We start from the raw sequence: 13,572 nt of genomic DNA, 5'->3' as shown, positions 1-13,572 counted from the left end.
GCATGATCAGCCGTTAGCCTTCTGCCTCTTGTCGTCCGGCGAGGTGAGAGACGCCGTGATATCCGTAAGCGACGCCAGCTTTTCGATCGGGCCGATGGCGGACAATGTCGGGACTGTATCGAAAAACAGCCGTCCGGCAAGATCGGTCAGGCGCTGGGTGGTAATTCCCTCCAGCCGCTCCATCATCTCGCCGTTCGGAATGATGCGACCGTAGAGGATCATCTGCCGGGCGATCTGGCCCGCACGCGCCGCCGGGCTTTCCTGGCCCATCAGCAACTGGGCGCGGATCTGCGCCCGGGCCCGGTCGATTTCCTGCTGGTGGATCACCTCCGACGACTTGCGAAGCTCGTCGAGGATCACCGGCACCAGCTTGGGCAGGTCTTCGCCGCCGGTCGCGGCATGGATGCCGAAGATCCCCGTATCGGAAAAGCCCCAGTGGAAGGCATAGACCGAATAGCACAGGCCGCGATGCTCGCGCACTTCCTGGAAGAGGCGCGAGGACATGCCGCCGCCGAGAATGTTGGCGAGGATCTGCGAACAGTAGAAGTCGCGCATGTGATACGCCTTGCCCTCGAAGCCGAGCAGCAGCTGCGTATCCATCAGGTCGCGCGTTTCGCGGATCTCGCCGCCGCTATAGCGGGCCGGCTCGAACACCGGCTCCACCGAAGGCTTGGTCGGCAGCAGCGAGAAACGGTCCTCAACCTGCTTCACCAGCGTGTCGTGGTCGACGGCACCGGCCGCGACGATGAACATCCGGTCGGTGGTGTAGTTGCGCGAAAGATAGCCGCGGATCTGGTCGGGCCGGAACGACTTGACCGTCTCCGGTGTGCCGAGGATTGGCCGGCCGATCGTCTGATCGCGGTAGGCAACCTCGGAAAAGCGGTCGAACACCAGGTCGTCCGGCGTGTCGTTGGCGGCGCCGATTTCCTGCAGGATGACATGCTTCTCGCGTTCCAGCTCTTCTTCGTCGAAGGCGGATTCGGTCAGGATGTCGGCCAGGATATCGATGGCGAGCGGCACGTGGTCCTTGAGGACGCGTGCGTAATAGGATGTGGTTTCGGTCGAGGTCGCTGCGTTCAGCTCGCCGCCGACATTCTCGATCTGCTCGGCGATGTCGCGGGCGCTGCGCCTCGCGGTGCCCTTGAAGGCCATATGCTCAAGAAGATGGGCGATGCCGTGTTCGTCGGTGGTTTCGTTGCGCGACCCCGATTTGATCCAGACGCCGAGTGCCACGCTTTCGAGATGCGGCATGTTCTGGGTCACGATGGTCAACCCGGATTGCAGCCGGGTGATTTCAACATTCATTATCGGTCTTTCCGGCACTCCGGCCTTATCACGCTTTCGCCCGGGCATGCCGGTCGATGAAAGTCTCGACCGCCTTGAGCTCGGGTTCCAGCAGGTCGAAGCGCTCCTCCCTGCTCATGAGATCAGCAAGCCATGATGGAAGCGCCGGATGAATTCCGCAAGCGGATTCTACCGAGGCCGGGAACTTGGCCGGGTGTGCGGTGGCCAGCGTAATCATCGGGCTCGACGGTTTGGCATGCTTGCGCGCGACGAAAATACCGGTCGCCGTGTGCGGGTCGAGCAGGTAGCCGGTTGCCTCAAGCGTCTCGCGGATTGTCTGCGCCACCTGCTTCTGGCTGGCGCGGCCGGCGCGGAATTCGCGGCGGATGGCCTTCAGCGCCTCGGGCTGGATCTCGAAGGCGCCGGACTGCCGCAGTCCCGACATCGAGGAGCGGACAGCGGCCGGATCGCGCCCGTAGGCCTCGAACAGCAGCCGCTCGAAGTTCGACGAGATCTGGATGTCCATCGACGGCGAGGTAGTGGCGATCGCCGGCTTCATCTCGTAGCGGCCTGTCTTCAGCGTCCGCACCAGGATGTCGTTGTCGTTGGTGGCGATCACCAGCCTGTCGATCGGCAGGCCCATGCGCTTGGCGACGTAGGCGGCGAAAATATCGCCGAAATTGCCGGTCGGCACGGTGAACGAGACCTTGCGATCCGGGGCGCCAAGCGACACGGCGGAGGTGAAGTAGTAGACCACCTGCGCCATGATGCGCGCCCAGTTGATCGAGTTGACGCCCGACAGGTTGACGCGTTCTCGGAAGGCTGTGTCGTTGAACATCGCCTTCACCAGGTCCTGGCAGTCGTCAAAATTGCCCTTCAGCGCCAGCGCGTGGACGTTCGCCTGGCCGGACGTCGTCATCTGCCGCTGCTGCACCGGCGAAACCTTGCCCTGCGGGAAGAGAATGAACACGTCGGTCCGCTCGCGTCCGGCAAAGGCGTCGATGGCGGCACCGCCGGTATCGCCCGAGGTGGCGCCGACGATCGTCGCATGCGCGCCGCGTTCGGCCAGCACATAGTCCATCAGCCGCGCCAGGAGCTGCATCGCCACGTCCTTGAAGGCGAGCGTCGTGCCGTGGAAAAGCTCGAGGACGAAATCATTGGCGCCGACCTGCACCAGGGGAACGACGGCCGGATGGCGGAAGGTCGCATAGGCCTCGTCGATCATGCCCTTCAGCGCCGCATCCGGGATCTCGCCGTCGACGAAGCGCGACAGGATCTCGAAGGCAACCTCCTGGTAGGACTTGCCGCGCAGGCCGCGGATGTCCTTCTTGCTCAGCGTCGGCCATTCGCGCGGCAGGTACAATCCGCCATCGCTGGCAAGGCCTGCCATCAGGGCATCGCGAAAACCGAGAGCGGGGGCATCGCCGCGGGTAGAGATATAGTCCAAGACGCTCATCCACTATACGAGTTCATCAGGTCCGATCGGGCGGTGACGGAAGCCTGCGATGGCCGCTCATGGTGGGAGGCCGGCAAGCCTGCCCTGCGCAGAGCGTCAGCCTTCTGCCGGTCATCGTTCCGCTGGAACAAAATTCGGCTGCAATGCCAATCGATTTTTCCGTGCGTCGCTGCTATAGACCATCGAAATTTGCCGTGAAAGCCCGGAATGACCATTCGCGGGACGGTTCAGTAGAAAAGGGTTGCAGTCACGTGTCTGGCAAGTCATCGCTCAAGTTCCTGTCGTTGTCCCTTCTCGCACTCCTGGCCGGCTGCAATTCCTCGTCTCCGACCGGCGGCCTGTCGTTCGGCCAGCCGGCAGCCCAGCAGCCGGCGGTGACGCCTGTCGTCCAGGCCTATTGCCCGCAGGTGGTGCTGCGCGATGATACGGCTGTGCGCAGCGCCTATGTGGGCAACGCGACTGCCGATCCGGACAAGCTGCTCTACCGGGCCTCGATGGCCGATGCGACGCGCGCCTGCACGGCCAACGAATCGACCTTGACGATTACGGTGATGGCGCAGGGTCGCCTGGTTCTTGGCGCCGCCGGCAAACCCGGCCCGACCAACCTGCCGGTCACCGTCGAGGTGGTCGATGGCGACAACGTCATCTATACGCAGACGGTGAACTTCTCGGTCGACGTCCCGGCTGAGGGCTTTACACAGTTCCTGTTCAGCAAGAACGACGTGGCGATCCCCAATTCGGCAACCGGTGCCTCGCGCTTCACCCGCGTTCGGCTTGGCTTCGAAGAACCGGGTGCTGCCCGCACGACGCGCCCGAAGCGCCGCTAAGCAAGTCCACCCGCTCCCATACGCCTGTCAGTGCCGAGCTGCGTTGACGCGCAGCCGCCGCAGGCGTGTTCGCTGGTGGCGAGCGTGAAGGCCGCTTCCGGACCGCTGCTGAAGAATTGGGATCCCCCCATCCATACGGTCTCACAGGTCGGTTCGTCCGCGGTCGCGGCGGCTGTACCTGCGCGTCCACGGTATTGCGTAACGCTTCTCCAGCAACCCGGAGTGCCGTCGAGGCGCTTCCTGCGATGAGATTTTCGGCCCGGCTGCAATCGTTCTCAACATCGCGGCCACATGGCGTCCGGATGCCAAGGTCAACCAGGAAGCGACTGGCGCCTATGCTGGAAGCGATCGCGTGGTTTGTTGTGCCAACGGTGCAGGTACTTGAGAATACGCCCACCATACTCTTCGGCAGGAGAGGGTTCTGGAGAATTGCAGGAACTGCTCCTGCCTATACGGGGCCGTCCCCGGAAACCATCTGGACAGCGCAATATTTCTCGATAAGAAATTGCTTGAGACCGGTCGAAATCGATTCGATCGCTATATTAGGTGGCGTGAAGATATAAAACTGACAGTAAGTTATGTGTCGTCTGGATGACATTTAACTTGGTCGGTACGGAAAGCGGAAATAAAGGCCGGAGCGTTACACGTCTTCTTTCTGATCGTAACGCAACCGTTAAGCTAAAATTAAGGTTCAAAAGCTAATCGTTTCAAGGCACGCGGAAGTATGCCGAAGTTACGGTCCCGCCGGACCTCCCAAGGGAGTGCGGCGCGGTCAAGCGGAGATACCGTGTCACGGGCGTAGAGGGCGGAACCGGCAAGCGGTTTCGAGAGCATGAGGCCCCTCAATGCGTCGGCTCGTGCGAGCCATGTTCCATCCACAATTGGTCCAACAGGATTCCGTTCTTCAGTCTTCTCGAGGGAGCTGATCGATGGAGGACTGCTGCCGGAGGGCGTTTTTGCGCCGTCGATCGAGGGAAGGGCCCGAGGGGGCTTTCGGTCGAGCAACCGTCAGGGGCTTCGCGAACGTGATCAATCCGAACTAAAGGCCCGATTAGATGACATCCATCGTAACATCCCTTTCAGTCAATCAGATCAAGGCGCTGTCGACGACGTCCATTGCGGCGCTGAAGTCGGCGGACATTGCCGCCCTGAGTGCCGTTCAGGTCAAGGCCCTGAGTTCGAACCAGATCTCCGCTCTCCAGACCGAAGACATCGGCGCCATGAGCTCGTCGCAGATCGCAGCGATCTCGACTGCCGCCATCGTCGGCCTTACTCCCGAGCACATCGTCGCCCTGACGTCCGGCCAGATCGGCGGACTGGGCACGGCTCAGGTCAACGCCCTTTATGCAAGCCAGATCGATACGATGTCATCGTCGCAGATCGAGGCGCTGAGCACCGGGCAAGTTGGCGCGCTGTCGTCCTCGCAGCTTGCGATCCTCTCGAGCGAAGAACTCGGGACGTTCACCACGGCGGAAATCGCCGCCATCAAGACCAGCGCCATGTCCGGCCTGACCAGCGACCAGATCGTCTCGCTGAGCACCGACAAGGTTGCCGCGCTGACCAAGGCGCAGGTCTCTTTGATCAGCACCGACAAGATCGCGCTCCTCGGTTCCTCGCAGGTCCAGGCGCTCACCACGGCGCAGGTCTCGGCCCTCACCACCAAGCAGGTGGCCGCACTCTCGACCACTTCGATCGTCGGCCTTGGATCCAACCAGATTGCCGCCCTGTCTGCGGCACAGATCGTCGCCTTCAACACCGATCACCTGGCGGCGCTCGAATCGTCGCAGATCGAAGCACTGACCGGTGCCCAGATCGGCGCTCTGAGCTCGGCTGACATCGCAGCGCTCTCTTCGGAAGATATCGCCACCTTCACCACTGCCGAACTGGCCTCCATCACCACGTCTGCCCTGAGTGGCCTTTCGACCGCCACGCTGTCGACTTTCGCATCATCGCAGATCGCCGCTCTGACGAAGGCTCAGCTCGGTGCATTCTCGACCGACAAGGTCGCCGTGCTGGCGTCCTCCCAGGTCACCGCATTGAGCGCAGTGCAGCTCAGCGGCTTCACTGCCAAGCAGGTTTCCTCGCTGTCATCGGATGCCGTCGTCGCACTGGCCTCCTCGCAGATCGCCGCGCTCAGCAGCCTTCAGGTCGGCGGCCTGACCACCGATCAGATCGCCGCGATGGGCTCGTCGCAGGTCGAAGCCCTCACCACGGTTCAGATCGGCGCGTTGACGGCAATCCAGATCGGCGCCATGGCGTCGGAAGACATCGCCACCTTCTCCACGGCTGAAATCGCTGCCATCAAGACCACGTCGCTGGCAGGCATTTCGAGCGAAACCTTCGCCGGCCTCGCCTCGTCGCAGGTCGCATCCCTGACCAAGGCGCAGGTGACCGCCCTGTCCTCCGACAAGGTGGCCGCTCTGACCTCCTCGCAGGTTCAGGCGCTCTCCAGCGTCCAGCTCAGTGCCATGACGTCGAAGCAGGTGTCTCTCATCAGCACCGACGCCGTCGCCGGCCTGACGTCGACCCAGATTGCCTCTCTCAGCCGGGTTCAGGTCGAGGCGCTGACCACCGACCAGCTGGTGGCCTTCGGAAGCTCGCAGATCGAAGCCCTGACCTCGATCCAGATCGCCGGCCTCTCGTCCACCGATATCGCCGCGCTGTCCTCGGAAGATATCGCGACCTTCTCGACGGCCGAACTCGCATCCATCACTCCGGCTGCGCTGGCCGGCCTTTCCACTGAGATCGTAGCAGGCCTTGACTCCTCGCAGATTGCCGCGCTGACCAAGGCGCAGGTGGCCTCGCTCTCCACCGACAAGGTTGCCGTGCTGGCCTCCACGCAGATCAGCGCGCTCAGCAGCGTCCAGATCGGCGGCCTCACCAGCAAGCAGCTGTCCTCGCTGAAGACGGACTCGCTCGCCGGCCTCGGATCCAGCCAGATCACCGCGCTGACCGCCGTCCAGGTGGGCGGTCTGACCACCGACCAGATCGCGGCACTTGCCTCGTCGCAGGTCGAATCCCTCACGACGGTCCAGATCGGCGCCCTGACGGCGACCCAGATCGGCGCCATGGCCTCGGAAGACATCGCAACCTTCTCGACCGCCGAGATCGCCGCGATCAAGGTCACCTCGCTCTCCGGCCTCTCCACCGAGACGCTGGCGACCGTTGCCTCCTCGCAGATCGCCGCGCTGACCAAGGCGCAGGTTGGTGCCCTCGCCACCGACCGGGTCGCGGTCCTTGCCTCGTCGCAGATCCAGGCGCTCTCCAGCGTCCAGCTGAGTGGTCTGACCGCAAAGCAGGTGTCGACCATCAGCACGGAGGCTCTGGCGGGTCTGTCCTCCTCGCAGATCTCCTCGCTCTCGGCCATCCAGGTCGCAGCGCTGACGACCGCCCAGCTGGCGGCCTTCGAGACCGCGCAGGTCGAAGCCCTGACGACGGGCCAGATCGCAGCCCTCGGATCGGACGATATCGCCGCCCTGTCTTCGGAAGACATCGCGACCTTCTCGACGGCCGAACTGGCCGCGATCACGACGACGGCTCTTTCCGGCCTTGCAACCGAAACCGTCGCCGGCCTCGTCTCCTCGCAGATCGCCGCCCTGACGAAGGCTCAGGTGGGTTCGCTCAGCACTGACAAGGTCGCGGTTCTCGCGTCCTCGCAGATCGGCGCCCTCACCACCGCCCAGATCGGCAGCCTGACCACCAAGCAGATCGCCGCGCTCAACACGGACTCGCTTGCCGGTCTCGCCTCCAGCCAGATCACCGCACTGAGCGCGCTCCAGGTCGGTGGCCTGAAGAGCGACCAGCTCGCGCTCCTGGCATCCTCGCAGGTCGAAGCCCTCACCAGCGTCCAGATCGGCGCGCTGACGGCAAGCCAGCTCGGTGCTCTGGCCTCGGAAGACATCGCAACCTTCTCGACGGACGAGATCGCAGCGATCAAGACCACCGCGCTTTCCGGTCTGTCGACCGAAATCGTCGCCGGCCTTGGATCCTCGCAGATCGCCGCCCTGACGAAGGCGCAGGTCGGAGCCCTCGCAACCGATCGTGTCGCGGCACTTGCCTCGTCGCAGATCGGCGCGCTGACCACGGTGCAGCTCGGCGGCCTGACCGCAAAGCAGCTGTCGGCACTGAAGACGGACACGCTGGCCGGCCTTGCCACCAGCCAGATCACGGCACTCACCGCCGTCCAGGTCGGTGGCCTGACGACCGACCAGATCGCGGCACTTGCCTCCTCGCAGATCGAAGCCCTGAGCAGCGTCCAGATCGGTGCGCTGACCTCGGCCCAGCTCGGCGCCATGGCATCGGAAGACATCGCCGCCTTCACGACGGACGAGATCGCCGCGATCAAGACCACCGCGCTTTCCGGTCTTTCGACAGAAATCGTCGCCGGCCTTGCTTCCTCGCAGATCGGTGCCCTGACCAAGGCGCAGGTCGGAGCGCTTGCAACCGACCGGGTCGCGGTTCTTGCCTCGTCGCAGATCGGCGCGCTGACCACCGTGCAGCTTGGCGGTCTCACCGCAAAGCAGCTGTCGGCAGTGAACACGGAATCGCTTGCAGGTCTTGCCTCCAGCCAGATCACGGCGCTCACGGCAGTCCAGGTCGGTGGCCTGACGACCGAGCAGATCGCGGCTCTTGCCTCAACGCAGGTCGAAGCGCTCACCAGCGTCCAGATCGGTACACTGAGCTCAGCCCAGATCGGCGCCATGGGATCGGAAGACATCGCCGCCTTCACGACGGACGAGATTGCCGCGATCAAGGCAACCTCTCTCTCGGGTCTTTCGACCGAAATCGTCGCCGGCCTTGCTTCCTCCCAGATCGCCGCCCTGACCAAGGCGCAGGTCGGAGCGCTTGCGACGGACCGGGTCGCGGTTCTGTCGTCCTCGCAGGTCCAGGCACTCTCCAGTGCCCAGCTCGGAGGCCTGACAGCATCGCAGGTCGCCAAGCTGAACACCGGTTCGCTGGCGGGTCTCACCTCGACGCAGATCGCCTCGCTCTCGGCAGTCCAGGTTGCAGCCTTGACGACCGAACAGCTGGCCGCCTTCGAGAGCTCTCAGATCGAAGCCCTGACGACGGGCCAGATCGCAGCCCTCGGATCGGACGATATCGCCGCCCTGTCTTCGGAGGATATAGCCACCTTCTCGACGGCAGAACTTGCCTCGATCACCACGTCGGCGCTTTCCGGTCTCTCGACTGATACGCTCAGCAACATGGTCTCCTCGCAGATTTCTGCACTGACCAAGGCGCAGGTCGGATCGCTCAGCACCGACAAGATCGCGGTTCTCTCGTCGTCGCAGATCGAGGCACTGTCGAGCACACAGCTCTCCGGCCTCTCGGTCAAGCAGGTGACCTCGCTGAAGACCGACGCGGTTGCCGGCTTCACATCGTCCCAGATCGCCTCGCTCGCGGCGCTCCAGGTGGCAGCCCTCAATACGGATCAGGTGGCGGCTCTGTCCTCCTCCCAGATCGAGGCGCTGCTCGGCAGCCAGATCTCCGCAATGTCTTCCAAGCAGCTGGGCGCGATGGCCTCCGAGGATATCGCAACCTTCTCGACGGCGGAAATCGCTTCGATCAGCACTGCAGCGCTTGCCGGCATCTCCACCGAAACGGTGGCGACCATCGCAAGCTCGCAGATCGCTGCCCTGACCAAGAACCAGGTCGGCGCCCTCAGCACCGCCCAGGTTTCCACCCTCGGCTCCAGCCAGGTCGTTGCCCTCGACAGCGCCCAGATCAGCGGCCTGACCGCGGCACAGGTCTCGGTACTGGCGACCAGCGCGGTTGCAAATCTGGCCACCAGCCAGGTGACGGCCCTCTCGGCGGCGCAGATCAAGGCGCTGACGACGGACCAGATCACGGCGCTCGACTCCTCCCAGATCGAAGCCCTGACGAGCACCCAGATCTCGGCCCTGAGCGCTGCTCAGATCCGGGCAATGGAAACGGACGAGATCAAGACCTTCACGTCGGCGGAGATCGCGGCCATCAACACCGCGGCAATCGCCGGCCTGGCAACCGAAGACTTCGCGGCCATGAGCACCGGTCAGCTGGATGCCTTCACCTCCAGCCAGGTGGTGGCTTTCGACAGCGAGCAGGTTGCAGCCATCATCGCAGCTTACGACGCCAACAGCTAAGTAAGCCGAAGATCAACAACAGACGGCGCGGTTCATCCCGCGCCGTTTTTTATTTGCGCAATTCCTGTATCTGCACACGCTTGACTGCCTTGATCCGCCGATATTCAGCGTCGGGCGAGCAACATCCAGCTTTACGCAAGTTCGGCCGGCTATCACTCAGGAAGACGCAGAGATGCGCAAACCGGTTTGAACTTGGCCGCCTAGGTGCCTTGCCGCAGGATGACAATGAACGCCCCTCACGCAATCTCCACCCAGGGTGTCCCGCAGAATTCCGCCGGCATCCAGCTGGCGCGAAATCAGGCGCTGCCTCTCCTCAACCTGCTGCAGATCGCCGAGCAGCTGTCTGTCGCCGGGCAGAAGGCGGCGGCCGCCGAGCTCTACAAGAACTGGGTGGCGTTCAACGACGACAATCCGCTGCTGCACATCGCCTACTTCAATTACGGCGTGGCGCTCGGTCAGTCCGGCGATGCCGCCGGCGCCGTGCAGGCACTGCGCACCTGCCTCAAGATCGACCCCAAATTCGGTCCCGGACACATCAATCTCGGCCGGCTTCTCGAAGACAGTGGCCTGATCGGCCAGGCCGTCCAGCAATGGCAGCGCTTCGCCGACGAGACGGCCCAGGTGATGCCGGAGCGGATGTCGCACCGGCAGATGGTGCTGCAGAACATCGGCCGCGTGCTCGAGGCCGCAGGCCAGATGGAGGAGGCGGAAGCCGCGCTGCTTCAGGCGTTCGAGCTGCAGCCGACGCATCTGGAGACCGGGCAGCACTGGGCGTCGCTGCGCCAGAGGCAATGCAAGTGGCCGGTGCTCGCGCCGTCGAACCACGTCACCGGCCGGCAGATGCTCGACGCCATGTCGTCGCTGACGCTCGGCTGCTATTCCGATGACCCGATGTTCCAGCTTGCCAAGGCCTATCGCTACAACCGGTCGCTGATCGGCAGCCAGGCAAAGCTCGACCGGAGCTTCCGCCAGGCCGTGCGCCAGAAGACCGGTACCGGCGAGCGGGTCCGCGTCGGCTATCTATCCTCCGACCTTCGCGATCACGCGGTCGGCTTCGCCCTCGTCGAGGTGCTGGAACTGCACGACAAGCAGACGGTCGAGGTCTATGCCTATTACTGCGGCGAGAAGCGCGTCAACGACGCGACGCAGGAACGCATCAAGGCGGCGGTCGACAGCTGGGCGGACATCAATGCGCTGACCGACAGCCAGGCCGCGGCGCTCATCGCTGCCGACAAGATCGACATCCTGATCGACGTCAACGGGTACACCAAGCATGCGCGGCCGAAGATCTTCGCCTTCCGTCCGGCGCCGGTGATCGTCAATTTCTGCGGCTATCCTGGTTCGATGGGCAGTCCGTTCCACCAGTACATCATCGCCGACGAGGTGATCGTACCGCCGGACTACGAGACCTACTACACGGAGAAGGTGCTGCGCATCGCCTGCAACCAGCCGCTGGACCGCAAGCGGGCGATTGGTCCGCGGCCGACCCGCGCCGAGGCCGGCCTGCCGGAAAATGTCTTCGTCTTCGCCTGCTTCAACGGCATGCAGAAGATCACCCCGCCATGCTTTGCCCGCTGGATGGCGATCCTGACGCTGACGCCCGGAAGCGTGCTGTGGCTTCTGACCGGCGGCGACGATGTCGACCAGCGCCTGCGCGATGCGGCCAAGTCGGCGGGCGTCGACCCGCAGCGGCTGATCTTCGCGCCGAAGGCGACCAATCCCAACCACCTGGCGCGCATCGCGGTCGCTGACCTGTTCCTCGATACGTTTCCCTACGGTGCCCATTCGACCGCCGGTGATGCGATCACCATGGGCCTGCCGATCCTCACGCTGCCGGGCAAGAGCTTTGCGGCGCGCTTCTGCGCCAGCATCGTCACGGCCGGTGGGACGCCCGACATGCTCTGCCTGACGCCGGACGATTACGTCCGCCGGGCCGTGAACTTCGCCAAGGATCCCGCCAGCCTGCTCAAGGTGCGCGAGCGTCTGAAGGAGCAGCGCGAAACATGTGCGCTCCGCGACATGCCGGCAGTTGCAAGGCGGCTGGAACAACTGTTCTGGCAGATGCAGGGCGAGGCCGAGCGCGGCGAGACGCCGGTGCCGGATCTCGGCAACCTCGACGTCTATTACGAGATCGGCGCGGAGATGGTGCTGGAAGGCACGGAATTCATCGACGACGTCAGCTATCGCCAGCGCTACCGCGAAAAGCTTGCGGAGTGGGACGACTACATGTCCCTGCCGGTGGACCAGCGGCTGTGGACGGCAGAGGCGAAGTCCGCCTTGTGACTTCTAAGGCGCGTCCATTGTCACGCGCCGTCAGCCATAGATCCCGGACCGCGGTAGCGCGGCGCCGACCTGTCCGGGCGATCCACATCTGTACAAAACGTGATGCGGATAAGGTTCGGGCTTCAGCCTGAACCGGTCTCAGATCTCGCTGCCCCATTCGGCCAGTGCCGCGATGGTGGCCGGAAGGTCGCTCATGCGGGCGATCACCGTTTCCGCACCGGCATCGGTCAGCCGGTCGGCATGGCTCGGATAGGTGTGCGAGGCGCCCGTAAAGCCGATGACACGGCAGCCCGCGGCAACTGCGCCATGGATGCCATGGACGCTGTCCTCGATCACGATGGCGCGCGACGGCGGCACAGCAAAAGTCTTCAGCGCGTGCTGGAAGATGTCCGGCCGCGGCTTCACCTTGTCGGGACCGAGATCCTTGGCGGAAAAGACGTTCGGCTCGAAATACGGCTTCAGCCCGACCTTTGTCAGCATCATGTCCAGCCGCTGGCTGCTCGAATTGGAGCAGATGCAGCTTTGCGTCGTCAGCCGGGCAAGCGCGAACTTCACGCCCTCGATAACCTTCACGTCACGAGCAAGCCGCGCATCGAGAAGCTTCTCCGACTTGTCGAGCAGCGACGCCGAGAGCGGGATCGACGATTCGCTTTCTACCGTCAGCAGAATGTTCTTCCAGGTCATGCCGGAGAACCGCTCGCCCATCTCCTCGACGCTGATCGGGTAACCGGCCTCGGTCAGGAGCCGCGATTCCACCTGCGCGGCGATGATTTCCGAATCGACCAGAACGCCGTCGCAGTCGAAGATAATGAGATCGAAACCGCTCATGAAGGATGCTCTTCGTTGATTTCCGAAAGGGGTTGGGCCTGACCTACACGAGGACGATGCCCTTGCCAATCACGCAGCGTCGGCCTCGCTGACCGGAAAGAGCGCATGAAATTTCCCGAGCCCGGTTCGGTTGAAGCGGATCGCCCGGCTGTCGGCGTCCCGCCTGGCCCAACCTTCGGCCAGAACATGGCCGAGAAGCGCCTTGCCAAGCGTACCGGCAAGGTGCGAGCGGCGCTCGCTCCAGTCGAGGCAGGACTTGCACAGCGGTCGTCGCGGCGATCGCAGGGCGTCAAGGTCGATACCCATGTCGCAGACATATTGCTGCCCGTGCGCGGTGAGGTCCAGCGTCTCGCCATCGGCCACGATGGAGCCGTTCTCAACGAGGCTGTCCAGCATGCGCACCCCAAGGTCGCCGGCCAGGTGATCGTAGCAGATGCGCGCCTGGCGCAGCGCTGGATCCTTCGGGCCCGGCCGGTGGCGAAGATGCCCGCGTTTCGCGGCAAACCCCATGATGCTCTCGAGAAGCGACGCCGTATCGGCGGAGAGGGCGAAATAGCGGTGCCGTCCCTGCTTGCGCTGAGTGATGAGCCCGCCGTCCTCCAGCTTTCCCAGATGCGCGCTGGCCGTCGGCAAGGCCACGCCTGCGGCCTGCGCCAGTTCGCTCGCCGTCAGCGCCTGGCCGGCCATCAACGCCGTCAGCATATTGGCCCGCGCGGGGTCGCCGATCAGCATTCCGATGCGGGCGATGTCCGGTCCTTCCTTCATAGTTCGA

Annotated in this window: 7 protein-coding genes; 3 read left to right on the top strand and 4 right to left on the bottom strand. The window is 63.8% G+C overall.

The features are described 5' to 3' along the window. Nucleotides 1-6: 6 nt before the first annotated feature. Both ACR65N_RS03985 and thrC read right to left on the bottom strand, forming a co-directional pair. A complete protein-coding gene (locus tag ACR65N_RS03985; RefSeq protein WP_430305681.1) occupies nt 7-1,305 on the bottom strand; it encodes a M16 family metallopeptidase in 1,299 nt (432 codons plus the stop codon). Nucleotides 1,306-1,333: 28 nt separating this feature from the next. Further along, on the bottom strand, nt 1,334-2,740 hold the full coding sequence (gene thrC, locus ACR65N_RS03980) for a threonine synthase (RefSeq protein ID WP_440455829.1): 1,407 nt from the start codon (nt 2,738-2,740) through the stop codon (nt 1,334-1,336). Nucleotides 2,741-2,991: 251 nt separating this feature from the next. On the opposite strand from thrC, the gene ACR65N_RS03975 reads away from it, so the two are divergent. The 3 genes from ACR65N_RS03975 to ACR65N_RS03965 all read left to right on the top strand — a co-directional run bounded on the left by ACR65N_RS03975 (nt 2,992) and on the right by ACR65N_RS03965 (nt 11,972). Next, nucleotides 2,992-3,567: a PilZ domain-containing protein gene (locus tag ACR65N_RS03975; protein WP_430305679.1), complete on the top strand. Its 576-nt coding sequence runs from the start codon at nt 2,992-2,994 to the stop codon at nt 3,565-3,567. Between the two features lie 1,055 nt (nt 3,568-4,622). Further along, entirely contained in the window at nt 4,623-9,689 is a 5,067-nt protein-coding gene (locus tag ACR65N_RS03970) for a beta strand repeat-containing protein (RefSeq protein WP_440455828.1), read from the top strand. Between the two features lie 225 nt (nt 9,690-9,914). Further along, on the top strand, nt 9,915-11,972 hold the full coding sequence (locus ACR65N_RS03965) for an O-linked N-acetylglucosamine transferase, SPINDLY family protein (protein ID WP_440455827.1): 2,058 nt from the start codon (nt 9,915-9,917) through the stop codon (nt 11,970-11,972). A 138-nt stretch (nt 11,973-12,110) separates the two neighbouring features. On the opposite strand, the gene ACR65N_RS03960 is transcribed toward ACR65N_RS03965, so the two are convergent. Both ACR65N_RS03960 and ACR65N_RS03955 read right to left on the bottom strand, forming a co-directional pair. Beyond that, entirely contained in the window at nt 12,111-12,800 is a 690-nt protein-coding gene (locus tag ACR65N_RS03960) for an HAD family hydrolase (protein WP_440455826.1), read from the bottom strand. 69 nt (nt 12,801-12,869) lie between these two features. Further along, nucleotides 12,870-13,565 carry an ArsR/SmtB family transcription factor gene (locus ACR65N_RS03955; protein ID WP_440455825.1) on the bottom strand — a complete coding sequence of 232 codons (696 nt, stop codon included), beginning with the start codon at nt 13,563-13,565 and terminating at the stop codon, nt 12,870-12,872. Nucleotides 13,566-13,572 lie beyond the last annotated feature (7 nt).

It is taken from the genome of Rhizobium sp. SAFR-030 (genome assembly GCF_059415005.1).
The sequence above is the reverse complement of the archived record's forward strand: the minus strand, read 5'-3'. Positions and strand labels throughout refer to the sequence as shown.